19 protein-coding genes are annotated in these 23,130 nt (G+C 64.0%); 9 read left to right on the forward strand and 10 right to left on the reverse strand.

Going from position 1 to position 23,130, the window contains the following annotated elements; translation table 11 throughout:
• The first annotated feature begins 27 nt into the window (after positions 1-27).
• From waaF to C2H86_RS13905, 7 genes are read left to right on the forward strand one after another with little or no spacing between them, the layout of a single operon-like run.
• Positions 28-1,077: a lipopolysaccharide heptosyltransferase II gene (gene waaF / locus C2H86_RS13875; RefSeq protein WP_159408598.1), complete on the forward strand. Its 1,050-nt coding sequence runs from the start codon at positions 28-30 to the stop codon at positions 1,075-1,077.
• Positions 1,078-2,136, forward strand: a complete 1,059-nt coding sequence (gene waaC / locus C2H86_RS13880) for a lipopolysaccharide heptosyltransferase I (protein ID WP_159408599.1) — start codon at positions 1,078-1,080, stop codon at positions 2,134-2,136.
• A complete protein-coding gene (locus C2H86_RS13885) occupies positions 2,136-3,260 on the forward strand; it encodes a glycosyltransferase family 4 protein (protein ID WP_159408600.1) in 1,125 nt (374 codons plus the stop codon). The genes waaC and C2H86_RS13885 overlap by 1 nt, the downstream gene beginning before the upstream one ends.
• Positions 3,257-4,063, forward strand: a complete 807-nt coding sequence (gene rfaP / locus C2H86_RS13890) for a lipopolysaccharide core heptose(I) kinase RfaP (RefSeq protein WP_159408601.1) — start codon at positions 3,257-3,259, stop codon at positions 4,061-4,063. The genes C2H86_RS13885 and rfaP overlap by 4 nt, the downstream gene beginning before the upstream one ends.
• A complete protein-coding gene (locus C2H86_RS13895) occupies positions 4,063-4,797 on the forward strand; it encodes a lipopolysaccharide kinase InaA family protein (RefSeq protein WP_159408602.1) in 735 nt (244 codons plus the stop codon). The genes rfaP and C2H86_RS13895 overlap by 1 nt, the downstream gene beginning before the upstream one ends.
• Entirely contained in the window at positions 4,794-5,546 is a 753-nt protein-coding gene (locus C2H86_RS13900) for a lipopolysaccharide kinase InaA family protein (RefSeq protein ID WP_159408603.1), read from the forward strand. Before C2H86_RS13895 ends, C2H86_RS13900 begins: the two co-directional genes overlap by 4 nt.
• Positions 5,546-6,988: a lipopolysaccharide kinase InaA family protein gene (locus C2H86_RS13905; RefSeq protein WP_159408604.1), complete on the forward strand. Its 1,443-nt coding sequence runs from the start codon at positions 5,546-5,548 to the stop codon at positions 6,986-6,988. The genes C2H86_RS13900 and C2H86_RS13905 overlap by 1 nt, the downstream gene beginning before the upstream one ends.
• Here the strand turns inward: C2H86_RS13905 and C2H86_RS13910 are convergent.
• The 8 genes from C2H86_RS13910 to C2H86_RS13945 all read right to left on the reverse strand — a co-directional run bounded on the left by C2H86_RS13910 (position 6,949) and on the right by C2H86_RS13945 (position 18,144).
• Entirely contained in the window at positions 6,949-9,786 is a 2,838-nt protein-coding gene (locus C2H86_RS13910; RefSeq protein ID WP_159408605.1) for a dermonecrotic toxin domain-containing protein, read from the reverse strand. The genes C2H86_RS13905 and C2H86_RS13910 overlap by 40 nt on opposite strands.
• 63 nt (positions 9,787-9,849) lie before the next feature.
• Positions 9,850-10,035, reverse strand: a complete 186-nt coding sequence (locus C2H86_RS13915) for a hypothetical protein (protein WP_159408606.1) — start codon at positions 10,033-10,035, stop codon at positions 9,850-9,852.
• Complete coding sequence (locus C2H86_RS13920; protein WP_159408607.1) at positions 10,032-11,144, reverse strand: PepSY-associated TM helix domain-containing protein; 1,113 nt, start codon at positions 11,142-11,144, stop codon at positions 10,032-10,034. Before C2H86_RS13920 ends, C2H86_RS13915 begins: the two co-directional genes overlap by 4 nt.
• Positions 11,145-11,227: 83 nt before the next feature.
• Positions 11,228-13,660: a TonB-dependent siderophore receptor gene (locus tag C2H86_RS13925; protein ID WP_159408608.1), complete on the reverse strand. Its 2,433-nt coding sequence runs from the start codon at positions 13,658-13,660 to the stop codon at positions 11,228-11,230.
• A gap of 227 nt (positions 13,661-13,887) precedes the next feature.
• Positions 13,888-14,844 (reverse strand): FecR domain-containing protein, encoded by a 957-nt coding sequence (locus tag C2H86_RS13930; RefSeq protein ID WP_159408609.1) that lies wholly within the window; start codon positions 14,842-14,844, stop codon positions 13,888-13,890.
• A complete protein-coding gene (locus C2H86_RS13935) occupies positions 14,841-15,359 on the reverse strand; it encodes an RNA polymerase sigma factor (RefSeq protein WP_159408610.1) in 519 nt (172 codons plus the stop codon). The genes C2H86_RS13930 and C2H86_RS13935 overlap by 4 nt, the downstream gene beginning before the upstream one ends.
• Positions 15,360-15,499: 140 nt before the next feature.
• Positions 15,500-16,210 (reverse strand): 3'-5' exonuclease, encoded by a 711-nt coding sequence (locus C2H86_RS13940; RefSeq protein ID WP_159408611.1) that lies wholly within the window; start codon positions 16,208-16,210, stop codon positions 15,500-15,502.
• The gene (locus tag C2H86_RS13945; RefSeq protein ID WP_159408612.1) at positions 16,207-18,144 is read right to left on the reverse strand and encodes a DUF294 nucleotidyltransferase-like domain-containing protein; all 1,938 of its coding nucleotides are present in this window, start codon (positions 18,142-18,144) and stop codon (positions 16,207-16,209) included. The genes C2H86_RS13940 and C2H86_RS13945 overlap by 4 nt, the downstream gene beginning before the upstream one ends.
• Before the next feature lie 213 nt (positions 18,145-18,357).
• On the opposite strand from C2H86_RS13945, the gene C2H86_RS13950 reads away from it, so the two are divergent.
• Positions 18,358-18,801, forward strand: a complete 444-nt coding sequence (locus C2H86_RS13950; RefSeq protein ID WP_159408613.1) for a response regulator — start codon at positions 18,358-18,360, stop codon at positions 18,799-18,801.
• 42 nt (positions 18,802-18,843) lie between these two features.
• Here C2H86_RS13950 and C2H86_RS13955 read toward each other — a convergent pair whose 3' ends face one another.
• Entirely contained in the window at positions 18,844-21,021 is a 2,178-nt protein-coding gene (locus C2H86_RS13955) for a malate synthase G (protein WP_159408614.1), read from the reverse strand.
• Between the two features lie 451 nt (positions 21,022-21,472).
• On the opposite strand from C2H86_RS13955, the gene C2H86_RS13960 reads away from it, so the two are divergent.
• The gene (locus C2H86_RS13960; RefSeq protein WP_054885257.1) at positions 21,473-21,991 is read left to right on the forward strand and encodes a glycine cleavage system protein R; all 519 of its coding nucleotides are present in this window, start codon (positions 21,473-21,475) and stop codon (positions 21,989-21,991) included.
• Between the two features lie 248 nt (positions 21,992-22,239).
• Here the strand turns inward: C2H86_RS13960 and rarD are convergent, their stop codons facing one another.
• Positions 22,240-23,127, reverse strand: a complete 888-nt coding sequence (rarD, locus tag C2H86_RS13965; protein ID WP_159408615.1) for an EamA family transporter RarD — start codon at positions 23,125-23,127, stop codon at positions 22,240-22,242.
• Positions 23,128-23,130 lie beyond the last annotated feature (3 nt).

The following is a 23,130-nucleotide window of genomic DNA, read 5'->3' on the forward strand; positions in this document are numbered from 1 at the left end:
GCCTCCCCGAGCGTTTCTGGACTAAGCATGAGAATACTGATCATTGGCCCCAGCTGGGTCGGCGACATGGTGATGGCGCAGACCCTGTTCCAGTGCCTGAAACAGCAGCACCCCGACTGCGTGATCGACGTGCTGGCGCCCGAGTGGAGCCGGCCGATCCTCGAACGCATGCCCGAAGTGCGCCAGGCCTTGAGCTTTCCGCTCGGCCACGGCGCGCTGGAGCTGGCCACGCGTCGGCGCATCGGCAAGTCCCTGGCCGGCCAGTACGACCAGGCCATCCTGCTGCCCAACTCGCTGAAGTCAGCGCTGGTGCCGTTCTTTGCCGGCATCCCCAAGCGCACCGGCTGGCGTGGCGAAATGCGTTTCGGTCTGCTCAACGACGTGCGCAAGCTGGACAAGGCCCGCTACCCACTGATGATCGAGCGTTTCATGGCCCTGGCCTACGCGCCCGGCGCCGAGCTGCCGCAGCCGTATCCGCGGCCGAACCTGCAGATCGAAGCGCAGAGCCGTGAAGCCGCCATGGCCAAGTTTGGCCTGGCGCTGGACCGCCCGGTGCTGGCGCTGTGCCCTGGGGCCGAGTTTGGCGAGGCCAAGCGCTGGCCGGCCGAGCACTACGCCCAAGTCGCTGACGCGATGATCCGCCAGGGCTGGCAGGTGTGGTTGTTTGGCTCGAAGAACGATCACCCGGTCGGCGAGCAGATTCGCGACCGCCTGATTCCGGGCTTCCGTGAAGAGTCGTACAACCTGGCCGGCGAGACCTCGCTGGCCGAGGCGATCGACCTGATGTCCTGCGCCGATGCCGTGGTGTCCAACGACTCCGGCCTGATGCACGTGGCCGCCGCGCTGAATCGCCCGCTGGTCGCGGTGTACGGTTCCACTTCGCCAGGCTTCACGCCGCCGCTGGCCGAACAGGTGGAAGTGGTGCGCACCGGCATCGAGTGCAGCCCGTGCTTCGACCGCACCTGCCGCTTCGGCCACTACAACTGCCTGCGCCTGCTGGAGCCTGGCAAAGTCATCGCTGCCCTGCACAGCCTGGGCGGTCCGAACCTGATCGATACCGTGGCCGAGGTCGACTAAGTGCGGGTACTGATCATCAAGACCTCGTCGCTGGGTGATGTGATCCACACCCTGCCGGCGCTGACTGACGCCGCCCATGCCATCCCGGGCATCCGTTTCGACTGGGTGGTGGAAGAAGGCTTCGCCGAAATTCCCAGCTGGCACCCGGCGGTCGACCAGGTCATACCGGTGGCGATCCGCCGCTGGCGCAAGAACATCTGGCAGACGATCAAGAGCGGCGAGTGGAAGGCGTTCAAGCAGCGCGTTCGCGAGCGCAAGTATGACCTGGTGATCGATGCCCAGGGCCTGGTCAAGTCGGCCTGGCTGACCCGCTACGTCAAGGCCCCGGTCGCCGGCCTGGACCGCTTCTCGGCCCGTGAAGGCTGGGCCAGCCGCTTCTACGACCGGCCGCTGTCGGTTGCCGTCGGCCAGCATGCCGTGGAGCGTGTGCGCCAGCTGTTCGCCATGGCCCTGGCCTATGACCTGCCGGAAGGCATCGGCCACTACGGCCTCGACCTTGACCGCCTGCAACTGCCGCCGGCTGCGCCCTACGTAGTGTTTCTGCACGGCACGACCTGGGCGACCAAGCACTGGCCCGAAGCCTACTGGCGTGAACTGGCCGAGCGCCTGGGCCGGCGCAAGCTGCAAGTGCGCCTGCCGTGGGGCAACCCAGCCGAGAAGGCCCGCGCCGAGCGTATCGCCCAAGGCTTGAACAACTGCCAGGTGCTCCCCAAATTGAACCTTGCCGGCGTCGCCCGCGTGCTCGCGGCGGCCAAGGCCTGTGTGGCGGTGGATACCGGCCTCGGTCACCTGGCCGCAGCGCTGGACGTGCCGACCATTTCGCTGTTCGGCCCGACCAACCCGGGCCTGACCGGCGCCTACGGGCGCGTGCAGGTTCACCAGGCCAGCGATTTCCCATGCGCACCGTGCCTGCAGAAGAAGTGCACCTACAAACCGAGCGCAGACGACCTGCGCCGGTTCGATCTGAAACGCGAGTGGCCGCTGTGCTTCACTCGCCTGAATCCCGAGCATGTAGCGAGCCGCCTGAGCGCGCTGCTGCTGGCTGAGGATGTTCGTTGATGCAACTGGCTTTCGTGCTTTACAAATATTTCCCCTTCGGCGGGCTGCAGCGCGATTTCATGCGCATTGCCCTGGAATGCCAGAAGCGGGGCCACCAGATCCGCGTGTACACGCTGATCTGGGAGGGTGACATTCCGCCGGGCTTCGAGGTGCTGGTGGCGCCGGTCAAGGCGATCTTCAACCACCGCCGCAACGAGAAGCTCAGCGCCTGGATGGAAGCGGACCTGGCCAAGCGTCCGGTCGACCGCCTGATCGGCTTCAACAAGATGCCGGGGCTGGACGTCTACTACGCCGCCGACGGCTGCTTCGAGGACAAGGCGCAGACCCTGCGCGGTGGCCTGTACCGCCGCTGGGGCCGCTACCGGCACTTCGCCGAGTACGAGCGTGCGGTGTTCGCCAAGGACGCCCGTACCGAAGTGCTGATGATTTCCGAAGTGCAGCAGCCGCTGTTCATCAAGCACTACGGCACCCCCGTGGAGCGCTTCCACCTGCTGCCACCGGGTATTTCCCAGGACCGCCGCGCGCCGGCCAATGCCGCCGAGATCCGCGCCGAGTTCCGCAAGGAATTCAACCTGGGCGATGATGACCTGCTGCTGGTGCAGATCGGGTCGGGCTTCAAGACCAAGGGCGTCGACCGCAGCCTCAAGGCCTTGGCCGCGCTGCCATCGGCGCTGCGCAAGCGCACCAAACTGATGGTCATCGGCCAGGACGACCCCAAGGTGTTTCAGCTGCAGAGCGCGACCCTGGGCCTGGGCGAACAGGTGCAGTTCCTCAAGGGCCGCAGCGACATCCCGCGCTTCCTGCTTGGCGCCGACCTGCTGATCCACCCGGCGTACAACGAGAACACCGGCACGGTGCTGCTTGAGGCCCTGGTGGCCGGCCTGCCGGTGCTGGTGTCCAAGGTCTGCGGCTACGCCCACTACATCGACGAGGCCGACAGTGGCCTGGTGCTGGACGAGCCGTTCGAACAGGAGCAGCTCAATGCATACCTGCAGCGCATGCTGGAAGACGGGCAGGCCCGCGCCGACTGGTCGCGCAATGGCCTGGCCTTCGCCGACAGCGCCGACCTGTACAGCATGCCGCAGCATGCTGCCGATGTGATCCTGGGGCAGGAGAACGCATGAAGCTGATAGTGGCCGAACCCTTCAAGCGCCTGTGGGCCGGGCGTGATGCCTTCGATGCCGTGGAAGCGCTGCAAGGCGAGGTCTATCGCGAGCTGGAAGGCCGCCGCACGTTGCGTACCGAAGTCGAGGGCGAAGGCTTCTTCGTAAAGATCCACCGTGGCATCGGCTGGGGCGAGATCTTCAAGAACCTGCTCACCGCCAAGCTGCCTGTGCTGGGTGCCGGCCAGGAATGGCAGGCCATCCAGCGCCTGCATGAAGTGGGCGTGCCGACCATGACCGCTGTGGCCTATGGCGAGCGCGGCAGCAACCCGGCAAGGCAGCATTCGTTCATTGTCACCGAAGAGCTGGCACCGACCATCAGCCTGGAAGACTTCAGCATCGACTGGGTGAAGAACCCACCAGAGCCGCGTCTGAAGCGCGCGCTGATCGCTGAAGTGGCGAAGATGACCGGCGGCATGCACCGCGCCGGGGTCAACCACCGCGACTGTTACATCTGCCACTTCCTGCTGCACACAGACCGCCCGGTGACGCCGGAAGACTTCAAACTGTCGGTCATCGACCTGCACCGCGCCCAGACCCGGGCGAAAATCAGCCGCCGCTGGCGTGACAAGGACCTGGCCGCGCTGTATTTCTCGGCGCTGGACATCGGCTTGACCCGGCGCGACAAGCTGCGCTTCCTGCGCGGTTATTTCCAGCAACCGTTGCGGCAGATTCTGGCCGAGGAAGCGGCGCTGCTCGCCTGGCTCGAACGCAAGGCGCAGAAGCTCTACGATCGCAAGCAACGCTATGGGGATGCACTCTGATGGCGGGTTGGACACTGGCGCCAGGCTACGAACATCTGGCGTCGGACTTCGGCAGCCTCGATGCGGTCTTTGCCCTCAAGGGCGAACACCTCACGCGTGACCCGCTCAGCGAGGTCATCCGCGTCGAGCGTGACGGGGTCAACTACTACGTCAAGCGCTATACCGGCGCTGGCAAGCACATGCGTCGCTATCTGGGCCGGCCACGCATCAAGGCCGAATGGCAGAACCTCAAGCAGTTCGCCAAGTGGGAGATTCCCACGGCCGAAGTGGTGGCCTGGGGCCTGGAACGCAAAGGCCTGGCCTTTGGCCGTGGCGCGATGATCACCCGTGAACTGCCGCACACCGAAGACCTCTCGGCCTTGGCCGAGCGCAACGACCCGCGCCTGGCCGACCGGGTCTGGGTCGACAAGCTGAGCCGTCAGCTGGCGCGCCACACCCGGGTGATGCATGAGCACCGTTTCGCCCACAACGACCTGAAATGGCGCAACCTGCTGGTCGACGACCTGGGCACGCTGTTCTTCATCGACTGCCCGACCGGCGACTTCTGGCGCGGCTTCATGTGGCGCCACCGCATGATCAAAGACCTGGCATGCCTGGACAAGGTGGCCAAATATCACCTGACGGCGACCCAGCGCCTGCGCTTCTACCTGCAGTACCGTGGGCGTCAGCGCCTGAATGCACGCGACAAGCGGCGTATTCGTCAGGTGCTGAGCTTCTTCGAGGGAAGGGAATGACCGATTACCTGGCCAGCGCGGACCTCGCGCTGCTCAAACGCCATGGCTTGAACGACTTCGAAGCGCTGTGGGCGCTGCAGCTCGATGCCGTGGACGAACCCAACACCGGCCGTGGCGGCTGGAGCAGCGTCTACCGCCTGGAGCTTGAAGGCAAAGGCTATTACCTCAAGCGCCAGAGCGACTACCTGACCCGCACCTTGCACCGGCCGTTTGGCGAACCGACTTTCGCCCGCGAATTCCGCAATATCAGCCGCTACCAGAAACTGCGCATCCCGGCCTTGCAGGCCGTGTTCTACGGCGAGCGCAAGCAGAACGGCCAGCACCGGGCGATCCTGATGACCCGTGCTCTGGACGAATGGAGCGACCTGGAGGGCCTGCTGGCGCAGTGGCCGCAGCTTGCCGATGACGCCCGGGTGGGCATCCTCAAGGCCTGCGGCCAGCTGGCGCGTACGCTGCACGGTGCCGGCCAGGTACACGGCTGCTTCTATCCCAAGCACATCTTCTTGCGCCAGCGCCGCGAAGGCTGGGAAGCGCAGCTGATCGACCTGGAAAAGACCCGGCCGCTGCTGTTCGGCATGCGCGACCGCTTGCGCGATCTGGAGCCGCTGCTGCGCCGTGCCGGTGCCTGGAGCGAGGCGGACGTGCGCCAGTTGCTGGCCGCCTACCTGCAGCAGCCTGCCGACAGCGCCCTGGTCGGCACCTGGCTGCAACGCCTGACGCAACGCCGTCGTGAAAAAGAGGCCCGCTGATGCGTTTGTCCGAACTCAAAGACGCCGGGCGCAGCCCGACGCTGCCCTTGAGCATCACCCTGGCCGATGCTGCTGGCACGGCTGACCTGCAACTGCTCAGCCTGCTGCGGGTGTTGCCTGGCCAGCGCTATGTCGGCGCCGGCATCTGGCGCGGCACCCCGGTGCTGGCCAAGCTGCTGGTCGGCAGCAATGCCGCACGGCATTTCCAGCGCGAACTGGATGGCGTGAAGCTGTTGGCCAAAGAAGGCCTGACCACACCGCAACTGCTCGCCGACGGCCTCAAGGAAGGCGAGGGCGGCTGGTTGCTGTTCGAGTTCCTCGAGGGTGCTGAAAGCCTGGCCGATGCCTGGGCTGCGGTGGAAAACCTGCCGGTACTGGCCGACGAGCAGCACCTGGTCCTGGGCGAAGCCCTCACGGTCGTGGCACAGATGCATGCCCAAGGCCTGTGGCAGGAAGACTTGCACCTGGACAACCTGCTGCGCCACGGCGGCAAGCTGTACCTGATCGACGGCGCCGGCATCAAGGCCGAGACGCCCGGGCAACAGCTGTCGCGCCCACGTGTGCTGGAAAACCTCGGGGTGTTCTTTGCCCAGTTGCCCAAGCGCCTGGAACCGTTCATCGAAGAGTTGCTGGTGCACTACCTGCTGGCCAACGCCGAGCATGCGCTGCCGATGGAAGCGCTGCAGAAGCAGGTGGACAAGGTGCGCAGCTGGCGGCAGAAGGATTACCTGGAAAAGGCCGGTCGCGAGTGCAGCCTGTTCAGCGTCGAGCGCAGCCTTTCGGGCTTGCGCGCGATTCGCCGCAGCGAAGTGGACGCCATGCTGCCGGTGCTGGAACAAGCCGACGCGCTAATCGACAAGGGCCACCTGTACAAGACCGGTGGTGCGGCCAGCGTGGCGCGCATCGAAGTGAACGGTCGCAAGCTGGTGCTCAAGCGTTACAACATCAAGAACACCGCGCATTGGTTCAAGCGTTTCTGGCGCCCGAGCCGCGCCTGGCATTCGTGGATAGAAGGGCACCGCCTGGAGTTCCTCGGCATCGGCACGCCCCGCCCGCTGGCGGTGCTGGAGCAACGGGTGATGGGCCTGCGCAGCCGCGCCTACCTGGTCACCGAATATGTCGATGGGCCGGACCTGGCTGCGTGTTTCGCGCCCTACGTGGACAACGGCGATGCGCCGGAAGAACAGGTCGATGCCCTGGTGCACGTCATGCAGCAGCTGATTCGCGAGCGCATCAGCCACGGTGACTTCAAGGGCCACAACCTGTTTTGGGATAACGACCAGTGGTCGCTGATCGACCTGGACGCCATGCAGCAGCACGCCACCCAGCTCAGCTTCGCCCCGGCCTACGCCCGAGACCGGGCGCGGCTGCTGCGCAACTGGCCGAGCGGCAGCGCCTTGCGTCAGCGGCTGGACAGGTTGCTGCCCAGGCTGGCCGAGTAGTCCGCCGGCAGTGCCAGCCAGTCGCTGCTGCGCCCTGGCTGGCGTACGCGGATGCGCCATTGCTGATCGGTGCGTCTGAGCACCGCCCACGCATGAACAGCCCCCAGTGCTGACGCGGGTACTTGCAGATGGTAATGGTCGGTCAGTAGATGACGACGCACGGGTAATTGATGGCCCTGCAGTTGCAAGTACAACTGGCCATCGGCTTCGAAAAGGCCTGGCTCCAGAGCTAGCTCTGACCCCTCGCGTTGCGGTGCCAGCCGGCAGCTCTCGAGCAGGGCCTGCAAGTCAGGCAAACCGTCATGCCACAGGACTGGGGAATCGACGACCCAGTTGCCGTTCAGCAGGCGTTTGAGTGGCAGTTTGATAAAGGCGTCCGGCTGGCGCGGGTCCGTCGCCCGCCAGCGGTGGCCGTCGAAGTTGACATGGTACACACGGCCCTGCTGGTCTTTTATGTAGTACTGACTGAGCCCGGGATTGCTGCCGGTCTTTTCATAGATACCTTCTTTGTAGATGCCATCGATCAGGTAGCGCAGCTTACTGACCTCCTGCGCCACTGCCTGAGTTGCAGGAAGCGGCAAGGGCCTTGGCGCAGGCATGCCTCGCAGCACCCGGCGCAGCAAGGGTGCGCCACTGAATCCCTTGAGCCCAGCGGGTGTGGGTTCAAGCCCTTCCAAGCTGCCGTGGAAGCCGTCCAGCAGGTGGCTGAATGTGGCGAAGGCATGGTGCAGGGCGCCATACCGGTCACCTTCCTCAAGTGCTTCGAAACCCTCCCAGATCGATATTGCGGCTCTGCCAAACGCCAGGGCAATGGACGCGGGGAACGGCAGGACCAGGCTGACCAGGTCAAGCAGCAGGCGAAGGGCATTGACTGAGAACCTGCCCAGTAACTCTGCATTGCTGCGGGTGCTGGCATCCACCTGAGCCATCAGGGCGCGAACTTCGGCTTTGTATTGGGCTTCGAACAGGTTCTCGTCGACTACCAGCCGCTGGAGATGCGGTGCAAGTTTGCCGCTGAGCAGCAGTTTTTCGACTTTTCCGGGTTTCGACAGCGGCAAGCGGTCCCGGACGTACTCGCGTATTTGCACATTGCCGCGCAGTTCGCGCAACAGTTCCCGGGCATTGCGGTATTCGCGCCAGGGTCGCCGGTCTGGAGCGTCCGGTGCATACACCACTATCGTGGTCACAGCCTTTACCTCTGCGTTGAGCAGCAGCACGCCCTGCAAGGTTTCGCCTTTGATCAAAAGCTGGCGCACGCTGATGCGGTGCTCATCGACAGTGGCGCGCCAGTTGCTGTTGGGGTAACGGATGATCGTGCGCGCCCAGCGGTAACCCCATTCTCTCGAATCGGCGAGAAAATGCCCTGCGTGACGCGCCTTCACCGCCTCAGCCATCATGCGTGCTCGGTTGATGCGCCCATGCGCTTCCATGCGCCAGTTTGCCGTGGGAGAGTGAAGCAGGTGCTTTTTCAGAAAACGCTGATAGCTGGTGCCGGCATCCAGGTCACGCACCATCTGCTTGAGCTTTTCGGGCGTCAGCCCTTCGAGGTGCAGGGTCTCATCCCCGTGGACCCTGGCAGTCAACCAGTAGTTGATATCGAACCACTCGATATTGAGCAGCGCCAACTCGTCCAGCCGGTAGGTGATCGTTACCAGCTCGACGGTATCGCCCACCTGTGGACGGCTGGCCACTGGAATATAGCTTGAAGGGTGAAGTGGATTGACCAGTGCCCCCTTGCGGCGCGCCAGTGTGACGCTGACTTGGATGGCATGCGCAGGGGTGGTAATGCCGAAGCCATTGCGCAGCTTTTCGCTCAGCCGTTCCCGCACCCACTCGATCAGGTTGTGCCGCTGTGTGAAGGCTTCGAATGAGAGTATCCCCGGCCCGCTTGCCAAGGCGATGGCGCCGGCGAGGTCTTGCATGGTTTGCATGATGTGCGCCAAGCCCTGGGCTGAAGTTTTGCGCAACCACGGCGGCAGGTGCTTTTCCAGCAGCAGGGCATAGCGGGTGCTCAGCGGCTGTTCACTGCCGATCAGGGGCGTGAGGTCCATCGCTCGGTCCAGATGGGCGTGCAATTGTCCCGTTGCGTACTTGCCCTGCGAGCGCCACACCTCGGTCAGGCGCAGCCGCTGCAGGTCGATCAGGCACTGGGCCTGATAGGCGAATGGGTCGTCGGCATACCATTCATAGCGCAGCCGGTCGGCCTGCTGAACGAGCAAGCGCTCTTCGGGGTGCGCCAGCAGTGCCAGCAAGGGCTGCGATTGCAGGGGGTCGTCCAGACGCTCGCACAGCTCGATGTGCAGCTGGTTCAGGTCGGCAAACGCCTCGATGCCATGTGAAAAGGTGCAAAGCAGGGCGTTGCCGGTACTGTCGCCGGGGGCCACCGCTTGCCCTGGCGTCGCTGTCACGATGACCAGCGCACCAGGCAAATGGCAGCGGCGGCTGGGCGACAGTGTGCTGAACACTGGGCGCAAGACCTGGGCCAGGGGCGGGTTTTGCCGTTGCCAGGCAAGAGGGAGCGACAGGCAGGTGCGCAAGAGCGCGGCGGCGTCGGCGTCGAGCGTGTGGTCGGCCAGGCGCAGTTCCAGTTCGGCCAGCAGCTGCGCGCGTCGCAGTTGGCCGAGCTGCTCCAGGCGGCTCTCCCCGGCCTCTACGGGGGCGCTCCAGAAGTCGGCGAGTTGAGCAAAAAAGTCCTGGCGCTGGCGATCAGGAGCGATCGATTCTTGCAGTTGCGGTTGGCCTTGCTGCAATTCAGCGATACGTGCATCAAGGGCTTCGAGGTTTTGCAATGGGCTCATGGGTAGGCTCCGCAGGGGGGAGCCCACCGTGGCAATGCCATGAGGATGGCAGGTGCTAGCCCGTTATCGCCGCGTTCGTGGCCAGAAGCCGGACAGGCTCACTGCGGCGCTGAAGCCCAGGCTGAGCCAGCTCAGGCTGTCCCAGACACCGTCGCCCAGCAAGGCGGCGAACAAGCCGCTGATAGTGAGTAGCGCTATCAGCGTGGGCCAGATGATGACCCGCCAGGTAGGTTGCGAGTGGTGGCTCATGAGGTTGTTGCCTTCGATCTGCGCTGTTTGCCCCACCACAGGTACAGGCCGCTGCCGAGCACGATGAGGGTCAGCACATCGAGCAGCGCCCAGAGGATCTGCATCGGCCGCCCGCCGTAGTCACCGAAGTGCAGCGGTTGCGACAGGCCCATGGCGTCCATGTACCAGGGGCGCTCGCCGACGGCGGTCACTTTCAGGGTGCGGGCATCGATCAGCACCGGTGTGAACAGGTGTGAGCTCAAGTGTGTGGCGCCGTTCATGAATACGGCGTAGTGGTGCTCGCTGGAGAATCGCGTGCCGGGGAAGGCGATGAAGTCTGGACGCATCCCAGGGGCGGCTTGCTCGGCAATCTCCAGCAAGCGTGTGGCTGGCGCTTGCTTGGTGAGTGGCGGGGCGTCACGGTAGGGGGCGACCATGGTGGCCAGGCTGTCGTTGCGCCAGGCAGCGATGACCAGGTCGGAGAGCGCGCTGATCACCCCGGTAACGCCGACAGTGAGCGCCCAGGCCAGGGTGACTATGCCAATCAAGTTGTGCAGGTCGAGCCAGCGCAGGCGGCGCGATTTGTCATGGCGGACCCTGGCGAAGTCGAGGCGGCGCATGAAGGGCGCATACAGCACCGTGCCGGAGACGATGGCGACGATGAACAGCACGCCCATGAAGGCCAGCAGCAGCTTGCCGGGCAGGCCGGCGAACATGTCTACGTGCAGGCGCAACATGAGCATCATGAAGCCGCCATTGGCGGCCGGCATGGCCACGGCTTCGCCGGTGCGGGCGTCGAGCATGAAGGTATGGGACGAATTGGGTTCGGTGCCGGCTGTGGCAGCGGTGATCGCGAGTACGCCGTTGGGCTCGTCCTTGTCGAAGCCGAAGTACTGCACAACCTCACCGGGGCGGTGCTGCTCAGCTTTCAGTACCAGCTGTTGCAGGTCCAGGTGCGGGGTGCCGGCTGGCATCTCGCGCAGTTCTGCGGCATCGCCGAGCAGGTGTTCGAGTTCGTGGTGGAAGATCAGCGGCAGGCCGGTGAGTGCCAGCAACAGCAGGAACAGGGTGCAGACCAGGCTGCTCCAGGTGTGGATCACCGACCAGCGGCGGATGGTTGGGCTTTTCATTGCATTATGTTTCTCGATGTCCAGAAAGACCAAAGCCGCCCCCAGGGGGACGGCTTGGTCGACATGCTCAGCCAGTCAGGTCATCACCACTTGTAGGAAGCACTGGCCACGACGCTACGTTCGTCGCCGTAGTAGCAGTAGTAGCTATCGCAGGTGGAGAGGTAGTCCTTGTTGAACAGGTTGGTGGCATTGACCGCCACCGACGCGCCTTTGAGACTGTTGCTCAGGCGCCCCAGGTCGTAGTGCACGGTGGCGTCGAACACGGTGTAGGCGTTGGCCTTGCCCAGGTAGGTGTTGGCCTGGTCGCCGTAGGTGTTGCCGGTATAGCGCGCGCCGCCGCCGATGCCGAAGCCGTCGAGCACGCCGCTGTGCCAGGTGTAGTCGGCCCACAGCGAGGCTTGCTGGTTGGGCATCAGCTGCAGGCGGTTACCCTTGTAAAGGCCATCCTGCACTTCCGACTTGGCCAGGGTGTAGGCGGCGGTCAGCTTGAGGTTTTCGGTGACGTCGGAAACCGCTTCCAGCTCCAGGCCATGGACTTTCACTTCGCCGGTCTGGCTGGTAAAGGTCACGCCGCCTTCGTTGTTGGTGACCGAGACGTTTTTCTGCGTCAGGTCATACACGGCTGCCGAGAGCAGGGTGTTGGAACCCGGTGGCTGGTACTTGATACCCAGCTCCCACTGCTTGCCTTCGGTCGGCTTGAACGATTCGGTGGCGGACGCGGACGCATTGGCGGCCGGCTGGAACGACTCGGCATAGGACAGGTAAGGCACGAAACCCGAATCGAACACGTAGCTGATGGCGGCGTTGCCGCTGAACTGCTTGTCCCGCTGGGTATTGGTGGCATCACCCTGGTTGAAGTACTTGGTGCTGGTGTGCACCCAGTCTTCACGACCGCCCAGGGTCAGGCGCCAGTTACCGAGGGCCATCTGGTCCTGAACATACACGCCGGTCTGACGGGTTTTCTGGTCATAGTCGTAGAACGCCGTGGAGCGGTCCGGACGGGTGATCGGCACCCCGTAGACCGGGTTGATCACGTTGCTGTCCGGCACGTTGAAGCCGAAGATCGACAAGTAGTTGGTGTTCACGCGCTGGTGGTCCAGCCCCAGCAGCAGGGTGTGGGTCACGTCGCCGGTGGCGAAGTCGGCCTGGAAGTTGTTGTCCACCGCGAACTGGCTGATGTCTTCATCAGTGTTGGTGGACATGCGGCTGACGGTGCCATCGTCCTTCACCGGGCCACCTGGCTGGTAATAGCTGCCAGGGGTGATGGTCTGGAATGCCAGGTCCGTCTTGGTGTAGCGCAGGTTCTGCCGGAACTGCCAGACATCGTTGATGCGGTGTTCGAAGGCGTAGCCCAGCGCGTAGTAGGTGCGGTCGTAGAACTCGTAGTCCGGGTCACCCAGGTTCTTGTGGTGAGAGATCTTGCCGAACGGCATGTCGATCTTAGTGCCCTGGATCGGCCGGAACTGGCTGGTGGCACCGGTATCGTCGCGGGTGAACTGGGTCAGCAGGGTCAGCGAGGTATCGTCGTCGATGTTCCAGGTCAGACTCGGGGCGATGTTGTAGCGCTTGTCATCAATATGGTCGATCTGCGTCCCCCCATCGCGAATCACACCACTGACGCCGTAAAGAAAGCGACCTTCGTCATCAATCTTGCCGGTGCTGGCGAAGTTGATCTGGCGGTGGTTGTCACTGCCGTACTGCAGTTCGATCTCGTGGGCGCTTTCAGGCTGCGGGCGGCGGCTGACCATGTCCAGCAGGCCGCCGGGCGGGGTCTGGCCATACAGCGACGAGGCTGGGCCACGCAGCAGGGCCAGGCGGTCGAGGTTCCAGGTTTCGGCCTTCGGGTTGGCATATACGCCCCGTGGCAGCGGCAGGCCGTCGAGGAACTGGGTTGGTTCGAAACCACGCACGCGCATCCAGTCGTAGCGGGTGTCGCTGCCGAAGCTGGCGGAGACGATACCCGGCATGTATTTCACCGCGTCGTCCAGGCTGTGCACGCCGCGGTCGCTCATCTGCTGACGGGTCGCCACGGAGATCGAACGCGGGACTTCGACCAGCGCGGTATCGGTCTTGGTGCCGGCGGCGGTGCGCTTGGCCAGGTAGCCATCGACCGGGCCCCAGGCACTCTCGGAAGCGCTGGCGGCATTCACGGTGGTTTCCGGCAGGGCCAAGGCACCATCGGGTACGGCGACCAGGCTGTAGCTGCCGACGCTGCTCTGCTGCAGTTGAAGTCCAGTGCCCTGCAGGGCGGCTTGCAGGGCGCCAAGGCCATTGTACTGGCCATTGACCGGGGCCGAGGTACGGCCGCTGACCAGCGCCGGGTCGATGGCCAGGGCGATGCCCGACTGGCTGGCGATCTGGTTCAGGGTGCTGGCCAGCGGTGCGGCGGGCAGGTTGTAGACGCGCGGCGCGGACTGCTCGGCGGCGAACAGGGCGGTGCTGGACAATGGCGTGGCCACGGCGATGGCCAGGGCCATCAGGCTAGGACGCAGGATACGATCAACGGCACGGGACATGCAGCGGCTCCTCGACGGATAAGTGCTAACTGCTTCCTTGCCGAGCGAGATTCCAGAAGTGACAGGGGGAATCGGAAAAAAAGTGAGAATTATTTGAATCTGGCTTTTGCCTGCACCGGCCCCTTCGCGGGGCAAGCCCGCTCCTACAAGGACCATGCAGGTTTCAGAAACGCTGTAGGAGCGGGCTTGTCGGGGCGCCGAACCGCCGCGAAGAGGCCGGTACAGATTTACTTGGGTACTACGGTCACCCACCACGGCGTATGCCGCTCGATCTTCACTGGCAGCGCCGGCACCAGCGAAGCCAGGGCCAGGTCGGTGTCGGTCAGCGGGAAGCTGCCGGTCACGCGCAGGTCGGCCACTTCATCGGCCACGCCCAGGTGACCGCTGCGGTAGTGGCCCAGCTGTTTCAGCAGGTCGGCCAGGCGCACGTTGTCGACCACCAGCATGCCGCGGGTCCAGGCATCGGCCCCGGCCTGCACCGGGCCTATCCGGCCCAGGCCGTTGCTGTTCATCAGCACTTGCTGGCCTTCGTGCAGGACCTGTTCGTCTCCGCTGTTGTGCGGCATGGCGGCTACTGACGACTGCAGGACTTCCAGGCGCGTGCCACTGTCTTCGCGGCGCACCAGGAAACGCGTACCCAGCGGCCGCAGGCGGCCATCGTCGGTACGCACCAGCAACGGGCGTGGGTCGTCGTGGCCGGTTTCCACCGATATTTCGCCTTGATGCAGCACCAGCACCCGCTGGTCGCCGGCGTAGTCGATGTCCACGGCGGTGTGGGTATTGAGGCTCAGCAGCGTGCCGTCGGCCAGGCGCAATGTCCGCAGTTCACCGGTGGCGGTGCGTTGATCCGCCAGCCAGTAACTGGGCGCCAACGACGGTGTGCCGACCCCGGCCAGCACAGCGCCGAGCAGGAACAGGCCGGCAAGCCCGCTGCCGGCCTTGCCGATCCGGCGTCGCAGGCTGACGCGCGATTGCAGCAGGGCCTGGCGAGCCGGGCCGGCAGCGACGCTGACGCGGTGGTCGAGGGCGCCGAGCTGGCGCCAGGCACGGGCATGTTCCTCGCTGGCGGCATGCCAGCGGATGAATTCGTTGCGCTCGTCAGGTGTGCCGCTGCCATCGTCCAGGCTCATTTTCCAGGCAATGGCGGCTTCTAGTACCCGCGACGAAACCGGTGTGTTGTTCACGTCGGTTCCCCGTACAGGGCCACATAGCACTGGCGCATGCCCTGGGCGATGTACTGGCGCACGCGTGACACCGAAACGCCCAGGCGTTCGGCAATTTCGGCGTGGCCCATGCCGTCCAGGCGGTTGTGCAGGAAGGCTGCGCGGGCCTTGCTCGACAGCTTGCCGAGCAGGCGGTCGATGGCTTTGAGGTCTTCGAGGATCAGGTGCTGGGTTTCCGGGGACGGGTGTTCGGCTTCGGGGATCAGCGCCAGCTCGGCCAGGTAGGCTTGTTCCAGCGCCGCGCGGCGGAAGTGGTCGAACATCAGGCCCTTTGCCACGGCCGCGAGGAAGGCACGCGGTTCGCGCGGGGTGTCGAGTTGCTCGCGCCCGAGCAGGCGCACGAAGGTGTCCTGGCTCAGGTCTTCGGCACGCTGGCGGCAGGCCATGCTGCGCTGCAGCCAGGCGAGCAGCCAGCTGCGGTGGTCGCGGTACAGCGAGCCAACCAGTTCGGCGTGTGGGCTGTGGACAGAAGACACGCAGCGTCCCCCTGGAACGAATGCATTAACTAACGATAATTATTCGCGATTGTTACAGAGGCAGGGGGTAGGGTGCAATGTACGCTTATCGGATTGCCATCATGGAAAAGGCTGATGGCCTCTTCGCGGGACAAGCCTATTCAAAGGCCGTGGTTATGCACTGCGCGCCTGCGCCAACCCCGCAGCCGCTGCTCCAGCTGCAATGGGCTGTCGAGCTGCTGGCGGCGGGCCTGGCTGAACAGGATCAGCGCCAGCTCCGCCGTGACCTGCGCATCGGCGCTGGCATGGTGACGTTCATCCACTTGCAGGCCGAAGCGTGCCACCCAGTCATCCAGCCCAGCCTCGCGCAACACGGTGTCGGGGTTGAGCATCGGCGCCAGTTCTGCCACGTCGAGGAAGGGCAACTGCAGCCGATGGCCCAGGCTATCCTTCAGGGCCCGGGCAAGCATGCGCTGGTCGAAAGGTGCATGGAACGCCAGCACCGGGCTGTCGCCGATGAATTCGAGCAGGTCGAGCAAGGCTTCGGCCGGGTCACAGCCAGCGGCCAGGGCACTTGGCCCAAGGCCATGGATCAGCACGCTGGCGTTGGTTTTCTGTTCAGGGCGGTGCAGGGTGCGTTCGAACTGCTGGGCGAAATCAATGGCGCCATCCTCGATGGCCACCGCGCCGATCGACAGCACCTGGTCGCGGTTCGGGTTCAGGCCACTGGTCTCCAGGTCGAGCACCACCCAGCGCTGCTCGCGCAACGGGCACACCCCCAGTGGCCTGGCCTTGGGCAGCCGTGCCAGGCGCTGGCGCAAGGCATCGTCCAGCAGCGGGGCAGCGGGGCGCAGCCAGGCGAACAGGCTCATAACTGATACCGCAGGGCCAGGCTGCTTTGCAGGCGCTGGGCCTGACGCAGGGATTCGCGCAGGATGCGCCGGTCCAGATGGTTGAGGCTGTCTGGGTCGAGGCGGTTGGAGTACGGCAGGTTGTCGCGGGTCTGGCGCTGGTGCTGCTGCATGCGGGTTTGCTGGATGAAGTGGTAGGCCTCTTCGTAAGCGGCGCCGTCGAGCGCTTCGATGACCCCTTTGTCGACCAGCTGGCGCAGGCGCTCCAAGGTGTTGCAGGCACCTATGCCGTTGGCCAGGGCCAGCAGGCGGGCGCCATCGACGAAAGGTGTCAGGCCCTGGACCTTGAGGTCGAGGGTGGCGGCCTTGTCGTTGCCCTGGCGGGTCAGCACGAACTCGCGCAGGCGGCCCACCGGAGGGCGCTGGCGCAGGGCGTTGTCGGCCAGCATGCGCTGGAAGATGCGGTTGTCTGCCACCTGCTCCAGCAGCTGCCGGCGCAGTTGTTCACAACCCTGCTCATCGCCCCAGACCACACGCAGGTCGAAGTAGATGCTCGAGCCCAGCAGGTTCTCCGGGCTGGCCTCGCGCACGAAGCTGGCAAAGCGCCGTGCCCACTGCGCGCGTGACAGGCACAGCTCGGGGTTGCCGGCCATGACATTGCCCTTGCACAGGGTAAAACCGCACTGGGCCAGGCACTGGTTGATGTACTGCGCCAAGGGCAGCAGGCGTGCGCGAATGGCCTCGGCTTCGGCGTCGTCGGTGGCTTCGAAAAGAATGCCGTTGTCCTGGTCTGTGTGCAGGGTCTGCTCGCGGCGCCCTTCGCTGCCGAAGCACAGCCAGCTGAACGGCACACCGGGGTCGCCACGTTCGGCAATGGCCAGCTCGATCACCCGGCATACCGTGTGGTCGTTGAGCAGGGTGATGATCTGGGTGATCTGCGTCGAGGAGGCACCGTGGGCGAGCATGCGCTCGACCAACTGGCCGATCTCGCCGCGCAACTGCACCAGCGAATCGAGGCGTGGCGCATGGCGGATGGTACGCGCCAGGTGCACCAAGTCGACCCGCTGCAGGGAAAACAGGTCACGTTCGGACACCACGCCACACAGGCGCTGGTTGTCCACCAGGCAGACATGGGCGATATGCCGCTCGGTCATCGCCATGGCCGCATCGAAGGCGCTGGCCTTGGGGCTGAGGTAAAACGGCCTGGCGGTCATGTGCTGCTCGATTGGCGCGCCGAGGTCGGCATCGGCGGCGGCCACCACCTGGCGCAAGTCACGCAGGGTGAAGATGCCCAGCGGGCAGCGTTGCGGGTCGACCACGACGATGCTGCCGACCTGCTGTTCATGCATCAGGCGCACCGCCTCGCGCAGCGTTGTATCCGGCGCGCAGACCACTGGGTGACGCATGGCCAGTTCGCCCAGCGGGGTATTCAGCGAGTACTGGGTGCCGAGGGTTTCCACCGCGCGCTGGCGGACCTGCTGGTTGACCTGGTCGAGCAGGCTACTGACGCCACGCAGCGCAAAATCTCGAAACACTTCCGACATCGAGAACACGCGGATGAACGCGGCCTTGTTCAGCTGCAGGCAGAAAGTGTCTTCGCCGGCCAAATGTTCGGTGCGCGTCGCCCGCTCGCCGAGCAGCGCTGCCAGCGGGAAGCATTCGCCGCCGGTGATCTCGAAGGTGGTTTCCACCCCAGGCTTGACCATGTGCTGGCGCTCGCCGACGACCCGGCCCTGCTTGACGATGTAGAAGTGCTCGACGGGCCCGTCCGTGGGTTTGATGATGCTTTCGCCGCTGGCATAGAAGCGCAGCTGGCATTGTTCCACCAGGAAGGCCAGGTGGCTCTGCTCCATCTGGTTGAACGGCGGGAAACGCTGCAGAAACTGCAAAGTGCCCTGGATGTTCTGCAGTACTGCCGTTCTTCCCGCCTGACTGTAGGCGTCCTTTTTGCTCATGACACTGACCGTATAGCTACGCCGAACTATATATATCTATATATAGGAGCGGCCTTGTTGTTCTCGGTCCCCATGGTCGGCTGGCAGCGGGGTGGTGCCCATTGGACGTAAGTCTAGTGAGCCGCTGCTGTCAAAGACCCGACGAAAGGCGAGCCGGGTTACAGGGCTTTTGCGGTCCTAACCACTGAGCGGGATTTTTTTGACGAGATGACCATGGCTGAGCATGACGACATCCTGAGTGACGCCGAACGCGAAGCATTGGCCGTGGTGAGTGCGCCCCTTGCGCCCAGTCCGGTAGTGTTGATTGTCGATGACAATCCGGTGAACAGCGAGGCGCTGAAGTGGTACCTGAAGAGCAGGGGCATCGAGTGCATGACTGCTGATGGGGCCCAGGAGGCGATATTCAAGCTGCATTATGAACCGCGCATTGCGCTGATGATTACCGACCTGCGCATGCAGCCCAGCGATGGCCTGGAGTTGATCAGGCAGATTCGCGAATCGGAGCGGGCAGCGTTGTCGATCATCGTGGTGTCGGGCGACACCGATGTGAAGGAGGCGGTGGACGTGATGCACCTGGGGGTGGTGGATTTTCTGCTGAAGCCGGTGGACCTGGGGAAACTGCTGGGGTTGGTGAAGAAGGAGCTGAAGATTGAGTGACACAGGATCGGGGCCGCAAAGCGGCCCTTTCACTGATATTGCTTACAGCCCGTTACGCGCCTTGAACTCGCGACGGCGGCGGTGCAGTACTGGCTCGGTGTAGCCGTTCGGCTGCTTGGCACCTTCGACCACCAGCTCGATCGCCGCCTGGAACGCGACGTTGTCGTCGAAGTTCGGCGCCATCGGGCGGTACTGGGCGTCACCGGCGTTCTGCTTGTCGACCACTGCAGCCATGCGCTTGAGGCTTTCCAGCACCTGCTCCTGGCTGACCACGCCATGGCGCAGCCAGTTGGCCAGCAGCTGGGCCGAGATGCGCAGGGTGGCGCGGTCTTCCATCAGGCCGACATCGTTGATGTCCGGTACCTTCGAGCAACCCACACCCTGGTCGATCCAGCGCACCACATAGCCGAGGATGCCCTGGGCGTTGTTGTCCAGCTCGTTGCGGATCTCTTCGGCCGACCAGTTGGTGTCGGCCGCCAGCGGGATGGTCAGGATGTCATCGACCGAAGCCGGGGTGCGCGACGCCAGCTCGCGCTGACGCGCCTGCACGTCGACCTTGTGGTAGTGCAGGGCGTGCAGGGTGGCGGCGGTCGGCGACGGTACCCAGGCGGTGTTGGCGCCGGCCAGTGGGTGAGCGATCTTCTGCTCGAGCATGGCGGCCATCAGGTCAGGCATGGCCCACATGCCCTTGCCGATCTGCGCACGGCCTTGCAGGCCGGTGGCAAGGCCCACGTCGACGTTGTTGTTCTCGTAGGCGCCGATCCACTTCTCGTTCTTCATGGCGCCCTTGCGCACCACGGCGCCAGCTTCCATCGAGGTGTGGATTTCGTCACCGGTGCGGTCGAGGAAGCCGGTGTTGATGAACACCACGCGCTCGGCGGCCGCCTTGATGCAGGACTTCAGGTTGACCGTGGTACGGCGCTCCTCGTCCATGATGCCGACCTTGACGGTGTTGCGCTTCATGCCCAGCAGGTCTTCGACACGGCTGAAGATCTCGGCGGCGAAGGCGACTTCTTCCGGGCCGTGCATCTTCGGCTTGACGATGTACACGCTGCCGCTGCGGGTGTTCTTGCGGCTGGTGTTGCCGTTGAGGTTGTGCAGGGCGATCAGGTTGGTGAACAGGCCGTCCTGGATGCCTTCGGGGATTTCGTTGCCCTGGGCATCGAGAATCGCCGGGTTGGTCATCAGGTGGCCCACGTTGCGCACGAACAGCAGCGAACGGCCGTGCAGGGTTACGCTGCCGCCATTGGGCGCGGCGTATTCGCGGTCCGGGTTCATGGTGCGGGTGAAGGTCTTGCCACCCTTGCTCACGCTTTCGGCCAGGTCGCCTTTCATCAGGCCCAGCCAGTTGCGGTAGACGATGACCTTGTCATCGGCATCGACGGCGGCGACCGAGTCTTCGCAGTCCATGATGGTGGTCAGCGCCGACTCCATCAGGATGTCTTTGACGCCGGCGGCATCGGTGCTGCCGACTGGGGTGCTGGCGTCGACCTGAATCTCGAAGTGCAGGCCGTTGTGCTTGAGCAGCACGGCGGTCGGCGCCTTGGCGTCGCCATGGAAGCCGATCAGCTGGGCGTCATCACGCAGGCCGCTGTTGCTGCCGCCTTTCAGGGCGACGACCAGCTTGCCACCTTCGATGCGATAGCTGGTGGAGTCGACGTGCGAGCCGGCCGCCAGTGGTGCGGCTTCGTCGAGGAAGGCGCGGGCGAAGGCAATCACCTTGTTGCCGCGCAGCTTGTTGTAACCCTGGCCTTTCTCGGCGCCGCCTTCATCGCTGATGGCGTCGGTGCCGTACAGGGCGTCGTACAGCGAACCCCAACGGGCGTTGGCGGCGTTCAGGGCGAAACGGGCGTTCATCACCGGGACGACCAGCTGTGGGCCGGCCATGTGGGCGATTTCTTCGTCCACGTTCTGGGTGGTGGCCTGGAAATCCTCGGCTTGTGGCAGCAGGTAGCCGATTTCCTGGAGGAATGCCTTGTAGGCTACGGCGTCGTGTGCCTGGCCTTTGCGTGCCTGGTGCCAGGCGTCGATCTTGGCTTGCAGCTCGTCACGCTTGGCGAGCAGGGCTTTGTTCTTTGGAGCGAGGTCTTTAATGATCTCTGCCGCCCCTGCCCAGAACTTCTCGGCTTCGATGCCGGTTCCAGGAATCGCTTCGTTGTTGACGAAGTCGTACAGGGCCTTGGCGACCTGAAGGCCACCGACTTGAACGTATCCAGTCATTGCTTGCCTCACCTCTGCTCAGCTATTTCGCTCTTCTGTATTAAGCCTGTAGCGCTTCTCTAAACACGTACCAGTGCTTGCCATCGAACTAGACCCGAAGGCGGCTGGGTGCAGCCGGCCAGACAGGCTGGCAGGCAGTGTGCGTATTTTCACAGGCGCCTTGGCAGACATCCAAACGACGTTTTGTAGTCCGCGCCACGGGATACTACATGAAGCAGTAGGCGAGGCAAAATCAGACTAAAAGCGCCGTTATGCGACCGGTTGGTCGCGTATGGTCACGCTGGGAGAACGTATGTTCGCAAAAAATGGGTGGATTGTTCCAGATAAATCTTGAAACAGTACACGATTGCTTGTGCGGATTGCCCTGCGGCAGGTTGCCGCGCCTTGCCTATACTGAGTCGATCCCCCGTATTTTCGCCGCCTAGGGCGGCCCGACGCAGAGGAAGGGCCTGTGGATCATCTTGTACTGACCGTGATTGCCCCGGACAAGGCCGGCCAGGTCGAGCGCATTGCCCAGTGCATCGCCGATCATAACGGCAACTGGCTGGAGAGCCGCATGTCGCGGATGGCCGGGCAGTTTGCCGGGATCCTGCGGGTGGCGGTGCCGGCGGAAAACTACGACGAGCTGGTGAAGTCGCTGCAGGCGCTGGGGCAATACGATATTCGCGTGCTCATCGCCGAGAGTGGCATCGAGCCGTCATGTACCTGGAAGCCCATTGCCATGGAACTGGTGGGCAACGACCGCCCTGGCATCGTGCGCGATATCACCCGCCTGCTGGCGGACCAGGGGGTGAACCTGGAGCGCTTCACCACCGAAGTGCGGCCGGCGCCGATGAGCAGTGAGCCGCTGTTCCATGCCGATGCGCTGCTGGCGCTGCCGTTGACCTTGTCGCTGGATGACCTGCAGCAGAAGCTGGAGAGCCTGGCGGACGACTTGATGGTGGAGTTGAAGTTGCGGCCGGAGGACTGATTCGAGATTGCCTGGGCCGCTTCGAGGCCCCCTACGGTTATCCCGATTTCACGGGGAAGGCCCTGTGGATAACCTGGGGGCGCACCTCGCTAGCCCAGGAACGGCAAGCCTTCCCGAGGTTTGAGCAAAAAACGTACAAAAATCAGTCGTTTGTGCACAAAGCACGGGGACGAGGGTGTGGATAACCTTTGGAGAGGTTGCTGCAGGCCACGAACGACGTGGCCTGTGCAGTTTTGATCGTTTTTTGATCAGGCGCGTTTGCGCAGGTTCAACCAGGCATCGACGCTGTAGAGCGCCAGGCCCGCCCAGATACAGATGAAGGCCACCAGGCTGCTCGAAGACAAATGCTCATCGAAAAGCAGCACTGCCTGCAGCAGCACCAGTGTCGGCGCCAGGTATTGCAGGAAGCCCAGGGTGGTATAAGGCAAATGTCGGGCGGCGGCGTTGAAGCAGACCAACGGCACCAGTGTCACCGGCCCTGCTGCCATTAGCCACAGTGCTTCGTTGCTGGTATAGAACGCACCCTGGGCACTGACCGCAGTAGGGTTCAGCAGCAACCAGCCTAGCGCCAGTGGCACCAGCATCCAGGTTTCCACCACCAGCCCCGGGAGCGCTGCCACAGGGGCCTTTTTGCGGATCAACCCATAGAAGCCGAAGGTCAATGCCAGCATCAGCGACACCCACGGCAGGCTACCCACCTGCCACACTTGTTGTGCCACGCCCACTGCAGCCATGCCCACGGCCAGCCATTGCAGGCGGCGCAGGCGTTCTCCGAGCAGGAGCATGCCCAGCAGCACATTGACCAGGGGGTTGATGTAGTAGCCCAGGCTGGCTTCGAGCATGCGACCGCTGTTCACCGACCACACGTAGGTCAGCCAGTTGGCAGCGATCAGCGTCCCGCTCAGGGCCAGAATCGCCAGGCGGCGGGGGTTGTCGCGCAGCTCGCGCCACCAGCCTGGGTGTTTCCACACCAACAGCAGCAGGGAGCCGAACAACGCGGACCAAAGCACCCGGTGGACGATGATCTCCACCGCCGGGACGCTCTGGATGGCTTTGAAGTACAGGGGGAACAAACCCCAGATAATATAGGCCGACAGGCCAAGTATGTACCCGCGACGCGGGTTTGCGGCGTGCATGCA

This window comes from Pseudomonas putida (assembly GCF_009883635.2).
Lineage (GTDB): Bacteria > Pseudomonadota > Gammaproteobacteria > Pseudomonadales > Pseudomonadaceae > Aquipseudomonas > Aquipseudomonas putida_W.

Excerpts from the sequence above, each read along its gene's own strand:
- waaF (WP_159408598.1), top strand. The coding sequence starts at position 28 with ATGAGAATACTGATCATTGGCCCCAGCTGGGTCGGCGACATGGTGATG.
- C2H86_RS13905 (WP_159408604.1), top strand. The coding sequence starts at position 5,546 with ATGCGTTTGTCCGAACTCAAAGACGCCGGGCGCAGCCCGACGCTGCCC.
- C2H86_RS13885 (WP_159408600.1), top strand. The coding sequence starts at position 2,136 with ATGCAACTGGCTTTCGTGCTTTACAAATATTTCCCCTTCGGCGGGCTG.
- C2H86_RS13950 (WP_159408613.1), top strand. The coding sequence starts at position 18,358 with ATGGCTGAGCATGACGACATCCTGAGTGACGCCGAACGCGAAGCATTG.
- C2H86_RS13920 (WP_159408607.1), bottom strand. The coding sequence starts at position 11,144 with ATGAAAAGCCCAACCATCCGCCGCTGGTCGGTGATCCACACCTGGAGC.
- C2H86_RS13955 (WP_159408614.1), bottom strand. The coding sequence starts at position 21,021 with ATGACTGGATACGTTCAAGTCGGTGGCCTTCAGGTCGCCAAGGCCCTG.
- C2H86_RS13940 (WP_159408611.1), bottom strand. The coding sequence starts at position 16,210 with ATGAGCCTGTTCGCCTGGCTGCGCCCCGCTGCCCCGCTGCTGGACGAT.
- C2H86_RS13900 (WP_159408603.1), top strand. The coding sequence starts at position 4,794 with ATGACCGATTACCTGGCCAGCGCGGACCTCGCGCTGCTCAAACGCCAT.
- C2H86_RS13910 (WP_159408605.1), bottom strand. The coding sequence starts at position 9,786 with ATGAGCCCATTGCAAAACCTCGAAGCCCTTGATGCACGTATCGCTGAA.
- rfaP (WP_159408601.1), top strand. The coding sequence starts at position 3,257 with ATGAAGCTGATAGTGGCCGAACCCTTCAAGCGCCTGTGGGCCGGGCGT.
- rarD (WP_159408615.1), bottom strand. The coding sequence starts at position 23,127 with ATGCACGCCGCAAACCCGCGTCGCGGGTACATACTTGGCCTGTCGGCC.
- C2H86_RS13895 (WP_159408602.1), top strand. The coding sequence starts at position 4,063 with ATGGCGGGTTGGACACTGGCGCCAGGCTACGAACATCTGGCGTCGGAC.
- C2H86_RS13925 (WP_159408608.1), bottom strand. The coding sequence starts at position 13,660 with ATGTCCCGTGCCGTTGATCGTATCCTGCGTCCTAGCCTGATGGCCCTG.
- C2H86_RS13945 (WP_159408612.1), bottom strand. The coding sequence starts at position 18,144 with ATGAGCAAAAAGGACGCCTACAGTCAGGCGGGAAGAACGGCAGTACTG.
- C2H86_RS13915 (WP_159408606.1), bottom strand. The coding sequence starts at position 10,035 with ATGAGCCACCACTCGCAACCTACCTGGCGGGTCATCATCTGGCCCACG.